Source organism: Streptomyces sp. NPDC051364 (assembly GCF_040682115.1).
In the GTDB taxonomy this organism is placed as follows: Bacteria; Actinomycetota; Actinomycetes; order Streptomycetales; family Streptomycetaceae; genus Streptomyces.
Map to the genome: position 1 here is coordinate 707,084 of NZ_JBFBAH010000002.1, position 16,023 is coordinate 723,106.

The 16,023-nt window shown below is 68.4% G+C and carries 13 protein-coding genes; 5 read left to right on the forward strand and 8 right to left on the reverse strand.

The genetic code is table 11. The features are described 5' to 3' along the window. Together AB0M76_RS06930 and AB0M76_RS06935 are read right to left on the reverse strand one after the other, a co-directional pair. Positions 1–408 carry a hypothetical protein gene (locus AB0M76_RS06930; protein ID WP_365951937.1) on the reverse strand — a complete coding sequence of 136 codons (408 nt, stop codon included), beginning with the start codon at positions 406–408 and terminating at the stop codon, positions 1–3. A gap of 370 nt (positions 409–778) precedes the next feature. Continuing rightward, positions 779–1,732 (reverse strand): DUF389 domain-containing protein, encoded by a 954-nt coding sequence (locus tag AB0M76_RS06935; RefSeq protein WP_365951887.1) that lies wholly within the window; start codon positions 1,730–1,732, stop codon positions 779–781. A 362-nt stretch (positions 1,733–2,094) separates the two neighbouring features. Between AB0M76_RS06935 and AB0M76_RS06940 the strand changes: the two genes are divergently transcribed. Together AB0M76_RS06940 and AB0M76_RS06945 are read left to right on the forward strand one after the other, a co-directional pair. Beyond that, positions 2,095–3,915: a glycoside hydrolase family 15 protein gene (locus AB0M76_RS06940; protein ID WP_365951888.1), complete on the forward strand. Its 1,821-nt coding sequence runs from the start codon at positions 2,095–2,097 to the stop codon at positions 3,913–3,915. Positions 3,916–3,918: 3 nt separating this feature from the next. Then, on the forward strand, positions 3,919–4,863 hold the full coding sequence (locus AB0M76_RS06945) for a cyclase family protein (protein ID WP_365951889.1): 945 nt from the start codon (positions 3,919–3,921) through the stop codon (positions 4,861–4,863). A 21-nt stretch (positions 4,864–4,884) separates the two neighbouring features. On the opposite strand, the gene AB0M76_RS06950 is transcribed toward AB0M76_RS06945, so the two are convergent. Next, the gene (locus tag AB0M76_RS06950; RefSeq protein WP_365951890.1) at positions 4,885–5,847 is read right to left on the reverse strand and encodes a 2-hydroxyacid dehydrogenase; all 963 of its coding nucleotides are present in this window, start codon (positions 5,845–5,847) and stop codon (positions 4,885–4,887) included. 330 nt (positions 5,848–6,177) lie between these two features. Between AB0M76_RS06950 and AB0M76_RS06955 the strand changes: the two genes are divergently transcribed. Further along, positions 6,178–6,684 carry a gluconokinase gene (locus tag AB0M76_RS06955; protein ID WP_365951938.1) on the forward strand — a complete coding sequence of 169 codons (507 nt, stop codon included), beginning with the start codon at positions 6,178–6,180 and terminating at the stop codon, positions 6,682–6,684. A 171-nt stretch (positions 6,685–6,855) separates the two neighbouring features. Further along, the gene (locus AB0M76_RS06960) at positions 6,856–8,436 is read left to right on the forward strand and encodes a GMC family oxidoreductase (protein ID WP_365951891.1); all 1,581 of its coding nucleotides are present in this window, start codon (positions 6,856–6,858) and stop codon (positions 8,434–8,436) included. A gap of 39 nt (positions 8,437–8,475) precedes the next feature. Here AB0M76_RS06960 and AB0M76_RS06965 read toward each other — a convergent pair whose 3' ends face one another. The 4 genes from AB0M76_RS06965 to AB0M76_RS06980 all read right to left on the reverse strand — a co-directional run bounded on the left by AB0M76_RS06965 (position 8,476) and on the right by AB0M76_RS06980 (position 12,681). Beyond that, a complete protein-coding gene (locus AB0M76_RS06965; protein ID WP_365951893.1) occupies positions 8,476–9,516 on the reverse strand; it encodes a cytochrome d ubiquinol oxidase subunit II in 1,041 nt (346 codons plus the stop codon). Beyond that, complete coding sequence (locus tag AB0M76_RS06970; protein ID WP_365951894.1) at positions 9,516–11,000, reverse strand: cytochrome ubiquinol oxidase subunit I; 1,485 nt, start codon at positions 10,998–11,000, stop codon at positions 9,516–9,518. Before AB0M76_RS06970 ends, AB0M76_RS06965 begins: the two co-directional genes overlap by 1 nt. 79 nt (positions 11,001–11,079) lie before the next feature. Then, the gene (locus tag AB0M76_RS06975) at positions 11,080–11,835 is read right to left on the reverse strand and encodes an FAD-dependent oxidoreductase (protein ID WP_365951895.1); all 756 of its coding nucleotides are present in this window, start codon (positions 11,833–11,835) and stop codon (positions 11,080–11,082) included. A 6-nt stretch (positions 11,836–11,841) separates the two neighbouring features. Beyond that, positions 11,842–12,681, reverse strand: a complete 840-nt coding sequence (locus AB0M76_RS06980; protein WP_365951897.1) for an SDR family oxidoreductase — start codon at positions 12,679–12,681, stop codon at positions 11,842–11,844. Positions 12,682–13,415: 734 nt separating this feature from the next. Between AB0M76_RS06980 and AB0M76_RS06985 the strand changes: the two genes are divergently transcribed. Next, positions 13,416–15,401 (forward strand): hypothetical protein, encoded by a 1,986-nt coding sequence (locus AB0M76_RS06985; RefSeq protein WP_365951898.1) that lies wholly within the window; start codon positions 13,416–13,418, stop codon positions 15,399–15,401. A gap of 210 nt (positions 15,402–15,611) precedes the next feature. Here AB0M76_RS06985 and AB0M76_RS06990 read toward each other — a convergent pair whose 3' ends face one another. Beyond that, entirely contained in the window at positions 15,612–15,863 is a 252-nt protein-coding gene (locus AB0M76_RS06990) for a transposase (protein WP_365951899.1), read from the reverse strand. Positions 15,864–16,023 lie beyond the last annotated feature (160 nt).

Sequence of the window (16,023 nt, forward strand, 5' to 3'; positions counted from 1 at the left end):
TTAGTCGGCGCCCTCACCGAGCCACACGTCCGTGCCGAACGAACTTGACGGATGGGCTAGGCGAACCACGGCCCGCCCGTCCGCGTCCCGGTCGAGGTCGCCGAACGGGGTGGTGAACGGCGACCTTGAGCCCGCCCTCGCCCAGGCGTACTCGGCGCGGACGTGGAGATGGAACGGGTAGCCCGGCTGCGGCCACAGCGAAACGTCCAGGACGGCCAGGCTGTCGCTCGCCTCCACGACGTGCCACGAGGTCCACCGGAGCAGTCCGTGGACGGCGTTGCCGCCGACCGGCTCGGTGAGCGGCAGCTGCAGGCCCTGCCCATTCCAGCGGTACCGGCCGTCCCGGATCCGGTTGGGGGCACCAGTATCTGGCTGCGCCCGCCGGTGATCCGGTTCCGTGCGGCGAATCCGTCGACCACGGCGCGTTCACCGACCGAGTACGACCGGACCGCGCGCCCAGCTCGACGACGACCGCACTGAGCGCGCCGTGGCGCAGGGCCAGTTGCCGTCCGGTGCGGCTCTCCTGCACGCGTGGCCTCCTCAGTCCGCCCGGCCGACATCCTCTGACGTGGGCGTAGCGGTGGGCTGTGGTCTTGGCCCTCCTCGTCGGGAGCGTGAGGCCCAGCACCGGCCCGGTCAAGCGCGACACATTCCTGCGGGCGGAATCGCCAGGCACGTTCGCCCTGGGGCCACAGGCAGCGGAGCCGCCGCTCCGCCCGGCTGCGAGGTCGGCCGGTCGGTGCATGGGCGATGTGCCGCTCCCGGACGCACGGCGGCTTCACCTGCCGTCGGAGCGCCCGCTGCGCCGGCTGATGTACCGCCAGACAGCCCGTTGGAATCTGAGCATCAGCACGCCCACCACGATCAGCAGCGCGATGTTGAGCAGGAGTTGGACCAGGGATCCGCGTGCCTCGCTCCAGCTGGAGAACGCGCAGGAGACGCCGATGTCGGCGGCGGCGGGGATGGTGGTGACCGAGATGAAGACGCCGAGCAGCGCGCTCGTCCGGGCCTGGGTAAGCGACACGATTCCGACGATGCCGGCCAGGACAGCGACGACGACGGAGAAGAAATTGGGGGCGTCGATCAGTGTGGAGACCGGCCTGATGCCCAGGCCGAATGCCTTGGGCTGAAGGCCGAGGCCCCGGATCGCCCACGAGAACAAGAAGGTCACCGCGATGGCCAGCAGGAATCCCGCGGTCAGGGCGAACATGCCCTGCCGGATCCTGATGCGGTTGCCACGGTCGATGCCCAGCGCGACGCTGGTGATGGCGCCGTACTCCGGTCCGACGACCATCGCCGCGACGATCAGGATCTGGGAGTTGGTGATGATTCCCACCGCCCCGATGACGCCTGCGATGACCAGGTAGACGTAGAAGCTCGGCAGATAGGTGCCCTCGGCGCGAATGCGCGCTTCGACCTCCTCCCAGACGGGCGCGTGCGCGAGCGCCCCGAGCTGATGCTGCTCCGCCTCGGCCGCGGTGCCGGAGAAGGCCATCTCGACCGGCTCGATGACGATGGATCCGCGGCGGTCGAGTTCCAGCTCGCGCAATCCGCGCAGCACGGTGTTGGCCGCACCCGACAGGACGTCGCACTCGATCGCGTCGCCGTCGGGGTTCTGCGCCAGTCCGGGAAGGACAACCAGGTTGAAGACATAGCGGTCACCGGTGAGCAGGCCGACCGCCCGAGGGGTGAGATCAACTGGGCTCACCAGTCGGACATGAATCATCTCCATCCACAGCCTCCGTCGCTCGGCTGACGGCCGAACGGGAGTGCCGCAGTGCCCGTACGCCGGGGTGGGGGCCCACTTGCACCCGGCCGACCACAGTCAGTAACGTCCCCAGGAGGGTGTACAGCAAGCCGAGGGCGGTGCTCGGCCCCGGCCGGCCAAGGGTGGCTTCGGCCCCCGACGCGGCGCCGGCTACGGCGTGTCTGCGGCCGGTCGCCGTTGCACCATACGGGTGTCGGCCCGCGGGCTCTCGCCGTCAGCGGCCCTGGCCCTTGGGGCAGGCGGCCCTCGACGGCGTCGACGTGGCAGGGAAGACAGGGGTGCCGGATAGTGGCAGTAGGGGGCCTTTCCGAGACTTCGGAGCAGTAATGGACCGCTACCCTCCCATAGCCGAGCACGGCCTGGTGGGCGACCTGCAGACCACCGCGCTCGTCTCGTCGCAGGGCGTCGTCGACTGGTTCGCGGCTCCCAGGTTCGATTCGCCCAGCATCTTCGCCGCCCTGCTCGACCATGACGGCGGCGGATACATGCGGCTGGCCCCCGAGCACCCCGACGGGACCTGCAAGCAGCTCTACTACCCCGACACCGCCATCCTGATAACCCGGTTCATGTCACCGGACGGGGTGGGCGAGGTGATCGACTTCATGCCCCCGGACCAGACCCGAACTGCCACCGACCGGCACACTCTGGTCCGCGTGGTCCGTGCCGTGCGGGGGACCGTCGACTTCACCCTCGAGTGCCGGCCGCGCTTCGACTACGGACGGGCCGAGCACGAGCTCGAACTCGGCGAGAACGGCGCCCTGTTCCGGGCCCCGGGAATCGACGGGCACCTCCAGTCCACCTTCCCGCTGGAACGCGACGGCCAGGACGTACGCGGAAAGGTGACGCTGAAATCCGGCGAGTCCGGCGGCGCAGTGTTCACCGTCTGCGCGTCCGGCGGCGAGGCGCTCGCACCCCTCACCGTCGACGGGCTCACCGGACAGGTCCAGGAAGTCGCCCGGTTCTGGCAGCACTGGCTGCGCCAGTCCCGCTACCGGGGACGGTGGCCCGAGCTGGTGCACCGCTCGGCCATCACCCTCAAGCTCCTCACCTACGCCCCCACCGGCGCCCTGATCGCGGCGGCCACGATGGGCCTGCCCGAACAGGCCGGTGGGGAGCGCAACTGGGACTACCGGTTCACCTGGGTACGTGACGGCTCGCTGTCCGTGCGGGCCATGCTGGACCTCGGCTTCGTCGAGGAGGCCACTGCCTTCGTCCACTGGCTGGTGGACAGGCTGCGTGAGCGCGAGGGCAAGGAGGAAGAGCCGCTCCAGACGATGTACCGGATCGACGGCAGTCCCGACCTGCCGGAGGAGTCACTCGAGCACTTCGAGGGCTATCGCGGCTCCTTCCCCGTCCGCATCGGCAACGGCGCCGCCGACCAACTCCAGCTGGACATCTACGGCGAGGCCCTCTACGCACTGTCCCAGGGTCGCGAGATCGCACAGCAGGCCAGTTACGAGGGATGGCGGGCCCTGGCCAAGGTGCTGGACTGGCTCGCCGACGCCTGGGACCGGCCGGACGAGGGCATCTGGGAGACCCGCGGGGGCCGTAAGGACTTCACCTACAGCCGGGTTATGGCGTGGGTCGCCTTCGACCACGGGCTGCGCCTGGCCGAGTACTTCCGCAGGCCCGCCGACGTGGAACGGTGGCGCAAGGCGAGGGACGCCATATTCGAGCAGGTCATGGAACGCGGCTGGAGCGAGAAGGAGCGCGCCTTCGTCCAGCACTACGACGGCGACGTCCTGGACGCCTCGCTGCTGCTCATGCCGGTGGTCGAGTTCATCGCCCCCCGGGCCGAGGCATGGCTCTCCACGCTCGACGCCATGGACCGCAAGCTCGTCTCCGACAGCCTCGTCTACCGCTACGACCCGGCGGCATCACCGGACGGTCTGCGCGGCTCAGAGGGCACCTTCAGCCTGTGCACCTTCCTCTACGTCGACGCGCTGGCCAGGGCGGGTCGGCTGTCCCAGGCCCGGTACACCTTCGAGAAGATGCAGACCTACGCCAACCACGTAGGGCTGTTCGCCGAAGAGGTCGGTCCGAGCGGGGAGCAACTGGGCAACTTCCCACAGGCGTTCACCCACCTGTCCCTGATCATGGCCGCCATCACCCTCGACGAGGCGCTCGACGCGGAGCACGGGCGCTGACCCATGGCCACGCATGCCCGTCCGGCAGGACCGCCACGGTTGACCGCGGCCGAGTTCGACGTGCTGCACCGGCGCCTGGTCTCGCGCGCAGCCTGGGCCAAGGGCGACCGGGGTGCTCTGGACACAGTCACTCCTGCCAGGGTGCTGGCTGCCACCCGCGAGGTGCGGACCGGCCGGACGGTCACGCTCGCCGCGCCGGTGGAGACGCTGACCGGTCCGGACAACCCGGAGCCGGCGAGGCACCGGATGAGGGGGCAGGCGCAGGAACACGCCTCGAGCGGGCTCGACTTCGCGATGGACAGCTTCGCGATGAATGTGCACGGTGACGCCGACAGTCACATCGATGCCCTGTGCCACGTGATCTACGACGGCACGCTGCACGGCGGTGTTGCCGCGAGCAGCGTCACGTCGGGCGGAGCCACGGCACTCTCCATCGAGGCGGCTCGCGACGGGATCGTGGGGCGCGGCGTGCTGCTGGACATTCCGCGGCTGCGCGGCGTGCCGTGGCTCGAACCAGGCGATCATGTGACCACTGACGACCTCACGGCGGCCGAGACTGCCCAGCACGTCCGGGTCTCCGAGGGCGACTTCCTGTTCGTCCGGGTCGGCCACCGCCGGCGCCGCGCCGAGCTTGGAGCGTGGCACGCGGCGGACGCTCGCGCGGGGCTGCATCCGTCCGCGCTGGAGTTCCTGGCGGAGCGGCGGGTCGCCGTGCTCGGCGGCGACGGGAACAACGACACCGCCCCGAGTTCCACCGAGGGCGTCGACTTCCCCGTGCATGTGCTGGCGGTCCACGCCATGGGTCTTCATCTGCTGGACTATCTTCAGTTCGAGGACCTGGCGCCGGTCTGTGATTCGGAGGGGCGCTGGTCGTTCCTCTGCGTTATCGCCCCGTTGAGGCTGCCGGACGCCACCGGCTCACCGGTCAACCCGATCGCCGTCCTCTGAGGTGTCAGGCCCGGATCCAGCTCAGGGCTTGCGGGGCAGCACGATGTTCTCCAGCGGCTCTCCGGCCAGGTAGCGCAGTAGTTGGGCGCGGATCAGCCGCAGCGCCCGGGGCAGAAAGGCCGAGCTGTTGCCTCCGACATGGGGGCTGATCAGCGTGTTGGGCGCGTGCCAGAGCGGATGCCCTTGCGGGAGCGGTTCGGGTTCGGTGACGTCGAGGGCGGCGCTGAGTCGGCCCGTGCCGAGTTCGGCGAGCAGCGCGTCGGTGTCCACCACCGCACCCCTGGAGACGTTGACCAGCAGGGCGCCGTCCGGCATCAGGGCGAGGAAGCGTTCGTCGACCAGGCCACGAGTGTCCTGGGTGAGCGGGACGGTGAGCATCACGATGTCGGCGCGGAGCAGGAGCTCGGGCAGATCGGTGAGGGCGTGGACCGCCCCGCGCGCAGTGGTGCGGGCTGTCCGGGCGACTCGCAGGACCTCGCACTCGAAGGGGGTGAGCCGGTCCTCGACGGCGGCGGCGATGGAGCCGTAGCCCACGAGCAGGACGGTGCGGTCGGCCAGCGCCGGGCGGAAGCCGGTCCGCCACTCCTCGGCGTCCTGGGCACGGGCGAAGTCGGGGATGCCGCGGAGCGACGCGAGGGCGAGTGACACGGCCAGCTCGGCGGTGCTGGCGTCGTGCACTCCTCTGGCGTTGCAGAGTACGGCACTGCTGGGAACGTACTGCAAGAGGTCGTCGACGCCGGCGGACAGGGACTGGACGACCCGTAGCCGTTGCAGGCTCGGGAGCACCGCTGCGGCGGCATCCGCGAAGGTGTAGGGGATGACGAAGAACTCCACCGCCTCCAGGCTCTCGATGCTGGGCGGACCGCCGGTACCGTCCCACACCGCTACGGGCAGACCCTCAGGCAGGCCGTCCACCTGCGAAGCCGGGTACGGCAGCAGGAACCGGGCGGCGCTCGGATCGGCCGGACCGTCCATGAGGCTCATGAGCCGAATCTAGAACGAATCGCTCCGGAGTGCTCGGTCGGGCTCGGCCGTCATTTGGCCGCCGTCGCCAGGACGCGGGCCCCCTTCCCGAATCACACGTTTGACCAGCGGGTTCCCCCGATCTCGTCGTCGGACTTCACTTAGGGTGCGGCCAAGAGGGTGTTCGGGTCTGTCGTCACACGCGGGTATCGGACGCCTTCATCTCGTTGACAGGCCGAAACTCCGGCTCACTCGTCCGGAGCCTGTCGGGCAGCTCTCCGGGTCCGTGCTGTCGGCTGGAATCGGACAGGCGCCATTTCTCGGAGGAACGTCGTGCGAACAACGCCCCTGATGCCCACCGTCGTCGTGGTCATGGGTGTCTCGGGATCCGGGAAGTCCACCGTGGGTGGATTGCTCGCGCAGCGGCTCATGGTGCCCTTCCTGGAGGCGGACGACCTTCACCCGGCCGCGAACCGCACCAAGATGGCCGTGGGCCGTCCACTCGACGACGAGGATCGTCGGCCATGGCTGCTGTCCCTTGCCGACTGGATCCGGGAGGTGACCGACTCGGGCCAGGGAGGGGTGATGGCGTGCTCGGCTCTCAAGCACGAGTACCGAGACCTGCTCCGTAGCGCAGGCGCAGGTGTGTGGTTCCTGCACCTGGCGCTCGACCAGGCGACCGCCGACCAACGGGTTGCCGGACGCGTTGGCCATTTCATGCCGGCCCGGCTGGTGGACTCCCAGTACACCACCCTCGAACCATTGCGACCGGACGAGCCCGGGCTGACCGTCGACGCGGCAGCCGCCCCGCAGGCCATCGTCGACGAGGCGGCGAACGCCGTGCGGGCGATCCGGTGAGTGCGCACCTGTTCGGCTCCCGTCGGGTCGCCGCTCCCGAGGCTGCCCGATAGCTTCAGATTTGGCACTGAACGCTCCGATGGAGCGGATGTGCGTCCGGCACGGTGCAGCGCAGGGGCCCTCCGGGCGCGATGGTCAGGGCAGCCAACGACTCTAGAACGGGATCTCCGCATGGCCGACGATCACCACTATGACGTCATCATCATCGGTACGGGAGCGGGCGGCGGCACGCTCGCCCACCGGCTGGCCCCCACCGGCAAGCGGGTCCTGATCCTGGAGCGCGGCGATTACCTGCCGCGGGAGCGGGACAACTGGGACTCCACCGCCGTCTTCGTCAAGGGCAAGTACCGTGCCCCCGAGTTCTGGTACGACAAGCACGGCGATCAATTTCCCCCGGAGGTCAACTACTACGTCGGGGGCAACACCAAGTTCTACGGCGCCGCGCTCTTCAGGCTCCGCCCCGAGGACTTCGGCGAGTTGCGCCATCACGACGGCATCTCACCGGCCTGGCCGATCCGCTACGAGGATCTGGAGCCGTACTACACGCAGGCCGAGCAGCTCTACCTGGTGCACGGGCGGCATGGCGAGGACCCCACCGAGGGTCCGGCCAGCGGCCCGTATCCTCACCCCCCGGTGGAGCACGAGCCGCGCATCCAGCAGCTCAGCGACGACCTGGAGAAGAAGGGCCTGCACCCCTTCCACCTGCCCATCGGCGTGAACCTCACTCAGGACGAGAACGGCCGGGCCACCCATTCCAGCGTCTGCATCCGCTGCGACCGGGTCGACGGCTTCCCCTGCCTGATGGGTGCCAAGTCCGACGCGCAGGTGATCTGCGTCGACCCGGCGCTGAAGCACGACAACGTCACGATGGTGACGGGCGCCAACGTGCGGCGCCTGGAGACCGACCCGACCGGACGCACCGTCACCCGGGTCGTCGCCGAGCTGGCTGACGGAACGACAGAGGGATTCAGCGCCGACATCGTGGTGGTTGCCTGCGGTGCGGTCAACTCAGCTGTCCTGCTGCTCCGTTCGGCCAACGACAAGCACCCTGGCGGTCTGGCCAACAGCTCTGACGTGGTGGGACGCCACTACATGCGTCACAACAACCTGGCGCTGATGGCGGTGTCGAAGGAACCGAACCCCACCAAGTTCCAGAAGACCCTGGCGCTGCACGACTGGTATCTGGGGGCGGACGACTGGGACTTCCCGCTGGGAGGCATCCAGATGCTCGGCAAGTCGGATGCCGACCAGATCCACGGCGAGGCGCCGCGCTGGGCCGGAGCGGTCTCGCCCGACATGCCGTTCGAGATGCTGGCGCACCACGCCGTCGACTTCTGGCTGTGCGGGGAGGACCTCCCGCTGCCCGAGAGCCGCGTCACCCTCGACAAGGACGACGACATCCACCTGGCTCTCGACGAGAAGAACAACATCGCCGGACTGAAGCGCCTCCAGCACAAACTGCAGGGAATGCTGAGCCACCTGGGCATGCACGAGCACCATCTGCTGTCGCACAGCATCTATCTGCACAAGGGCATGCCCATCGGTGCCACCGCGCACCAGGCCGGTACGGTCCGGTTCGGCGACGACCCGGCCAGCTCGGCCCTGGACGTCAACTGCAAGGCCCATGACCTCGACAACCTCTATGTGGTCGACACGAGCTTCTTCCCGAGCATCGGCGCGGTCAACCCGTCGCTGACGGCCATCGCCAACGCCCTGCGGGTCGGCGATCACATTGCCGCCCGCCTGCGCTGACGGGGTGGCGTACCCGGCGACGGAGCTGGTGGAGCGCCGCTACAGGTTGTCGCCGGGTGTTCTGGCGGCCCGGGTGTCGGCGTCGGTGAGCGGCTCCAGCTCACCCATGGTGTCGAGCCGGTAGAGCAGCACCAGCGCCGGGCCGACCAGCACGACCGCGATGACCGTGACGATCCCCAGCCAGCGCAGGGTATGAGCTGCGCCGGCCGCCTCGGTCACCGTCAGCGAGGTGGGCAGAAGGTAGGGCCGCTGTGCGAAGCCCCAGGCGGCGACGGTCAGGGCGACGCTCGCCACCGAGGTGTAGCGGGACCAGCCGTGGGACCGGCGCAGCAGAAGCATCACGGTGGCCAGACCGCAGACTGCGGCCAGGACGATCAGCAGCAGGCCCAAGCCCCCGGTGAGGCCCTTCCAAACGTAGGGGGCGTCATTGTGGGTGATGGGCAGGCCGATGAGCGCGAGGACGACGACGGCGGCGACGGCGAGCAGCGCCCGCAGTCGGAAGTAATCGACGAGGTCGTCGGCGCCGAACCGCCGGGCGTCGGAGCAGAGAAACACCGCCCCGAGGAATGCAGTGGCGGCGATGGCCAGCAGACCCGCCAGGACGGAGGTCGGATTGGCCCAGGCGTCCGCGGAGGCGGTCGTTCCGATGGCGACCCGGCCGGAGGCGATGCCGCCCAGCACCGCCCCGAGGAAGAATGGCGTGAGCAGCGATGAGATGGCAAACATCGCACCGTAGACCCGTCGTTGGGCCAGGCGGCGGGTCGGCTTGCGCAGGGCGAATCCGGCGCCGCGTAGCACCAGGCCGATGGCGGCGAGGGCGAGCGGCAGCCACATCGCGGAGAAGACGGCCTGGAACATCGTCGGGAAGCCTGTCCACATGATGATCAGGACGAAGATCAACCAGACGTTGTTGACCTCCCAGACCGGGGCCATGGCGTGGTCGATGAGCCAGCGGGGCCGCTTGCCCCGCTCCGCCCCTCCGGCAAGGAGGTCCCAGAAGCCCGCGCCGTAGTCGGTGCCGCCGGCGCAGGCATAGGCGGCGATCACGAGCACCATGACCCAGGCGATGAGAGCGGCCATCAGGACGCACCGCCAGAGGTGCGCTCGGGCCCGCCACCGGGCGCGGCCCCGGTGGCTGTGGGCTCGGGCTCGCTTCTGGGTCCGTAGGGGGTGTCGGTTTCCGGGGGCAGTTCGGCGCGCGCGGAGGCCGAGCCCTCGTCGGCGATGCGCCAGCGGGTGCGCATCTTCAGAATGACCGCGAGGAACGCGCCGAAGACGGCCACGTACACGGCGATGATGATGCCGAGCATCGCCCACAGTGATCCGGCGCGGGTGTCGGTCACCGCCTCCGAGACCCTCATCTGGTTGTAGACGATCCAGGGCTGGCGGCCGACCTCCGTGGTGATCCAGCCGCACTCCACGGTGACCAGGCATGCGGCTCCCGCGATTGCGGCGCAGCGGAAGAACCAGCGGCTGTGAGGAAGGTCCCGGTGTCGTAGCCAGCACCAGCCGTACCACAGCGCGAGTAGAATCAGCAGGCTGCCGATGGTGACCATGATGTCGAAGGCCCAGTGGGCGATGGTGGCCTGGACTGCGGTGGGGCGGTCGGCGGCCGGCACCGAGGTCAGCCCGGTCACCTGGGTGCTGGGCTTGAAGCCGGCGAGGATCGAGTCCAGTTGGGGGATCTTGAGTCCGCCGGAGATCGTCCCGTCTTCGTTAAGTCGTCCGAACATGTACTCGGGGACGTGGGTGTCGGTCTTCCAGACGATTTCCGTGGCGGCGAACTTGATCGGTTGCTTGTGGAAGACGGAGCGAGCGGCGGAGTCGCCGATCATGAACTGGACCGGTGTGAGGATCGCGGCGACGGTGAACGGTAGCGTGAAGCCGAGCCGGTGGTAACGGTCGCGGCGCCCGCGCAGCCAGCCCACCGCATACACTCCGGCGACCACATACCCGGCAGTCATGAACATCGCGACCACGAAGTGCCAGTACTCCGGGCCGAACATCGGAGTGAAGATCGCCTGCCGTACGTCGACGTCGACGGGATTGCCCTGTGCGTCGAGGCTGAACCCCTGCGGAGTGTTCATCCACGCGTTGGCCGCGATGATGCCGAACGCCCCCATCAAGGCCGTCAGCGGCAACGGTACGCCCAGCCAGAAGTGCGTCCAGGGCTTGAGCCGGCGCCAGCCGTAGAGGTAGATCGCGATCAGGACGGCCTCCAGGAAGAACGCCCAAGCCTCGATGCCGAAGCCGAGGCCGAAGACGTCGCCCCAGCGGCCCATCATGCCGGGCCACAGCAGGCCGAGCTCGAAGGACAGTACGGTGCCGGTGACCACGCCGATGGCGAACTGGACGGCCATCACCGCCGACCAGCGCCGCGCGAGCTGAAGGGCGACGGCGTCGTTGCGGCGCAGCGCCCGGTGGTGCATCAGCAGTGTGATGAACGGCAGTGCCACGCCGAACGGGACCAGCAGGATGTGTGAGGCCAGGGTGAAGGCCATCAGCTGGCGAGCCGGCAGGAGTTGGGGCGGGGCGTCGGCCAGAACGGCCACTGTGCTGAGCATGTGCGCCTCGATGGTCTGCCCCGTGGGGCGCGGGGGCTGAGTCACGACAGGGGGTAGGGGCGCCGGCCGGGTGCCGTGGTCAGGGAGGCGGCGGGGGTGTCTTGTGCCCGGGCCCGGGGCCGGCCGACGTGTCTGCGTCGGACATCGTGAAGGCGCGCTCGCGTCGTGAGCTGGTGGCGAAGGCGACGGACCAGCTGAGCGCCGCTCCCAGCCTGCTGCGGAATCCGGTGAGGAAGGCCAGGTGGATGAAGAGCCAGGCGAGCCAGTCGATCGCGCCCGAAACGTGCAGCGGGCCGGTCTTGACGACGGCCCGGCCGCGGGAGATGTAGGCGGCGCTGCCGAGGTCCCAGTACTTGAAGGGCTTCGGCTGTTTCGTCCTGCCTTCCAGGGCGTGGCGCACGACCCGGCCGGCGTATGCGCCCGATTGCATGGCGACCTCGGCCAGGCCCGGCAGCCGGTTCAGGCTCATGACGTCGCCCGTGAGGCGGATCTCCGGGTGGCCGGGGATGGTGAGGTCGGGTTCGACGAGGAGGCCTCCGGCCCGGCCCTGTTTGGTGCTGGCGGCCCGGGCCAGCGCGGCGGCGATCGGCGGGGCCTCGACGCCCGCCGTCCACAGCACGGTGCGTGCCTCGAACCGGGTCGTCTTGCCGTCATGGTCTCGTACCGTCAGGCCGTCCGCGTCGATGTCGGTGACCATCGTGCCCAGGTGGAGCTCCACGTCGAGGCCCTGCAGGGTTCGGGCCGCACGGTGAGCCAGTGGTGGGCCGAATGCACCCAGTACCGCGTCGGACCCCTCGAAGAGCAGCACCCGGCGGGGCGTGACGTGATCCTGCATCCCAGATCAGCCTCCGGTGGCGAAGCCGGGGAAGAGCGTCATTCCGCCATCGACGTAGAGGGTGGTGCCGACGACGTAGTCGAGCAGGTCGGACGCCATGGCGACGACGGCGTTGGCGATGTCGTCCGGGTCGCCCACGCGGTGGTACGGGATCAGGCGCAGCAGGTCGGCCTCGGCCTCGGGGGTGGACCAAGCGTCGCGGTTGATCGGCGTGCGGATGGCACCGGGTGCGACCGCGTTGACCCTGATCCGCTTGGGGGCCAGCTCCTGGGCGAGGGTCTGCATCAGCATGCCCACACCACCCTTGGAGGATGCGTAGTTCACGTGCCCCGACCACGGGACGATCTGGTGGACCGAGCTCATACAGATGATCTTTCCCGCCGAACGGGAGACCTCCTCCACCACGCCGCGCCGGATGAACTCCTTGGCGGCCTCCCGTGCGCACAGGAACTGGCCGGTCAGGTTGACGTCGATGACCTTCTGCCACTGGGCGAGCGTCATCTCCGTCACGGCCGCGTCCCGCTGGAGGCCCGCGTTGGCCACCATGATGTCGATGGTGCCGAACTCCTCGACCATCCGCGCGACCATGGCGACCACCTGGTCCTCGTCGGACACGTCGGCCTCGTGGGCATAGGCGCGGACCCCGAAGCCCTCGATCTGCGCCACGACCTTCTCGGCCTCGTCCGCACCGACGACGTAGTTCACCACGACGTCCGCTCCGGCCCGGCCCAGGGCAATGGCGGTCGCCAGGCCGATACCCGAGTTGGCGCCGGTCACGAGTGCCTTCTGGCCCCTGAGAAGCTGTGCGGACGTCGTCCCACGGGTCTCGACTCTTCCTGCCACCACGATCTCTCCTTCGGCGTTTCGGATGGCGCCCGCCGCCCCGAAATGTCAACGGCCGTGCCGCCAGCAACAGGCGACGCACGTGAGGAAGGACGAGCGTTGGCCGGCCCACCAGGGCGGGCACGAAAGCCGTCGCATGCCCGGCCCCCAGACGAAAGCACCCTGCGCTGCGGGCAGGACGGACCGGCGCGCCACACCAACGTATTTCGGCCGACCATGCCACCCGGCCGGGCTAAGGCTGCACCCGAACCCCTCTCAGGCTTATCCTCCGGTCTTCCCCTGCGGCCTAATCCTGCACGCCGCGACCAGGCTTCCCCTGCCGCCATCGGGTATGGCCATAACCCAGCCGCTGACGTCATGCGGCCCCTCCGAGGGCACGGAGCACGTCGGGAGACGACGCACAGCAATGCGGCTGCCCGAGCCGTCACCGGCTCGGATCTCCTGGTTGGCCATCAGGTCGGCGCCAGCGAGAGCGTTGGCCGGGGTCGACTTTGGCGTGTGGGACAACGTCAGACGGGATGGCAGCGGGGACGGTCGTTCCTGACGTAATCCGGTTGCGCTTCTACGGATGCCTGGTGAGCGAGGAGAACCTAGCGTGCCGGTATGGGCGAGATGCGAATGGTCGAGACAGGGGTCGGCGGTCAGCGGTTTCCGCGGCTGAGCGGTCCGCATGAGCGTTGCCCTGCTGCCCGCGAACCATGGCGCGTGACCGACATGAGCCGGGTGGGGTGTGCACGATGAAGAAGGTCGTGGTCGCGCTCGGGATCGTGCTCCTCGTGCAATGCGCGTTCGCGCTCTGCCTCATCAGCGCGCTGCAGCTTCTGGTTCCGCGCAACATGCCCTTCGCCGTGACCGGCGCGTCCCAGGTCGTTAATGCGGTGACCTCAGAAGTATCGCTTGAAACTATTAGCTACGCGAACGAATCCGCGGCGGTCGACGCGATCGGCCAGAGCAAGGTCTACGGCGCCTACATCCCCGGCGCGACCAGCGATACGTTGATCGTGGTTCCCAGCAAGAGCTTCTTCGGCCGGGTCGAGCTCGAAGGGGCGTTCGCCGCGGCTGCAAAGAAGCTCGGCAGGCCGGTCGAGGTGCGGATCGTCAAGCCGCTCCCACAGAGCGATCGCCTTGGAGCCGTAACTGGACTGCTGCTGGTGCCGCTGCTCATCGGCGGCTACCTGGCTTCCGTTGTGCTGTTCAAAGCGACCAGGACAGCGGCCGCTCCGTGGCGTGTGGCGATCCTGGTCGGCTACTCGGCGGTCGCCGCTGTCTTGACCGACCTGATCGCTGGGCCGGGGATCGGCGCCTACTCCAACAGTCACTTCTGGCCGCTACTGCCCTGCTTCATGCTCGTAACCGCCTCGGTCGCGTTGGCGTCCGCAGCCGTCCAACGCCTCGTCGGGCCCCTCGGCTCCCTCCTCGTGGTGCTCCTGTTCATCGTGATCGGTGGAGCAGGGGCCGGCGGATCCGGGCTGTCCCTCCTGCCCACCTACTGGCAGGAGATCGGAGCCTTCTTCCCGCCTCAAAGCGCCGTCACATTGATCCGCAACGTCCTGTACTTCCACGGAAACCGCATCATCACACCCGCCCTGATCCTCGGTGCATACGCACTGGCCGGGGCTCTCGTCATCGGAATCCTGGGAAGATGGCACCCCGTCAGAACGAATACCACGCCTCCTCCCGACAAGGAGATGGACGCTCCGGGCACGAAATCCTCGGCAGCGAAGAACGCCGTGCGAATCCTCGCCGCCCTGGCGATCGCCGCGCTGATGCAATGCCTGTTCACGTCGAACTACATCAGCTCCGGGCACGCACCCGTCGCGGTCGGCCTTCCGTTCGGCGTGACCGGATCGTCACCGATCCTTACGGCGGTCGAGAAACAGTTCTCGCTCAAGGTCACCCACTACCCGAACGAATCCGCCGCGAAAGAAGCGATCAACCAGTCCAAGCTCTATGGAGCGCTCGTCCCCGCTTCAAACACCCTGATCGTCGTTCCCACCAAGAGCGACATCGCGCCACTGGACCTCGTGACACACTTCCAATCCGCCGCGAAGAGCCTGGGACAACCGCCGCTCAAGGTCGAGCAGTACGCACCTACTCCGCTGGCGAAGAAAGACCCCTTCAATCTCGTGGTGTCGCTGATGCTGGTTCCCCTGCTCATCGGTGGCTACGTCAGTTCGACCATGCTCAAAACGGTGACCGGGGCACCCACCGGACGGTGGCGGGGACTCATCCTCGCCGGGTTCGCCATCGTCGCCGGACTGGTGATCAGCCTCATCGTGGGCCCATGGCTCCAGGGATTCCCCACCGAGAAATTCTGGATCGTCTGGCCGATTCTGGCCCTCATCATCGCCGCGGTCGCCGTCACCGCTGCTGTGCTGCAAAAGCTCCTCGGAGCCGCCGGAACGCTCGTGACCGTCATCTTGATCATGCTCTTCGGTAACCCCTCTTCCGGTGGAGCGAACGGCGTGCCGTACCTCCCGGACTTCTGGCGCACCATCGGCCCCTACCTACCGCCCCGCAACGCCTACATCCTGCTCCACGACACCATCTACTTCGACGGACACGGAACCACACAGGCCCTCCTCATTCTCCTGGCCTACCTGGTCATCCCCGGAGCGGCCCTCGGCTTCCTCGACTGGTTCCGTACGCCCGAGATTCCCGTGACCCCCGAAACAGAGACCGAAGCCACAGCAATGACCGTCCCGATTGGGGCCCCGCCGTAACCGTTCAGGGCGCCGGGCGCGACGCTGTTTCCGGAGCCGTTCTTGGAAACGCTGGGTCCGGGACCCGCAGGGCTTGGGTGATCGATCGCTGCGTGGGCAGCTTGACACCTTCAAGGCTGCGCCGGAGCTGCGCGACTGGGTGTTGGGGATGTGCAGCTTGGTCGCGTTCGGCCCGCTCGATCAGTCCGGCGCGACCGAGGTCTTCCGAACCTATGCCTTGGCCGGGTACAGCACCGCGCAGGATATGGCCGCGTTGATGTCGTCACCGCCGGCCTGCGCAGCCGCTGGCGGCGCGGAGTGGGCGCTGGGGCGGCGCCCGTCGGCGGCCCGGGTCCAGTTCCGTAGTGTCTCGGTGTTCACCCCGAGATCAGCGGCGACCGACTTGGTCGTCGCCCCCGGCCTCGACCGGTACAACGCGACCGCGTCCGCCTTGAACTCGGCGGGGTAATGCTTCATCCCCACAGGGACTCCTTTTTTCCTGGACCATCAAGATCCAAGTCTCTCCGGTGTCCAAAATCCAGGGTCAGGGCCCAAGGCCGGGTAGTTAACGTTTTCGCAGGTCACGCAAGCCAGTTGAAGGATTTCCGACGCAGAACAACGGAGCTCGTTGGTACAGGCAGTC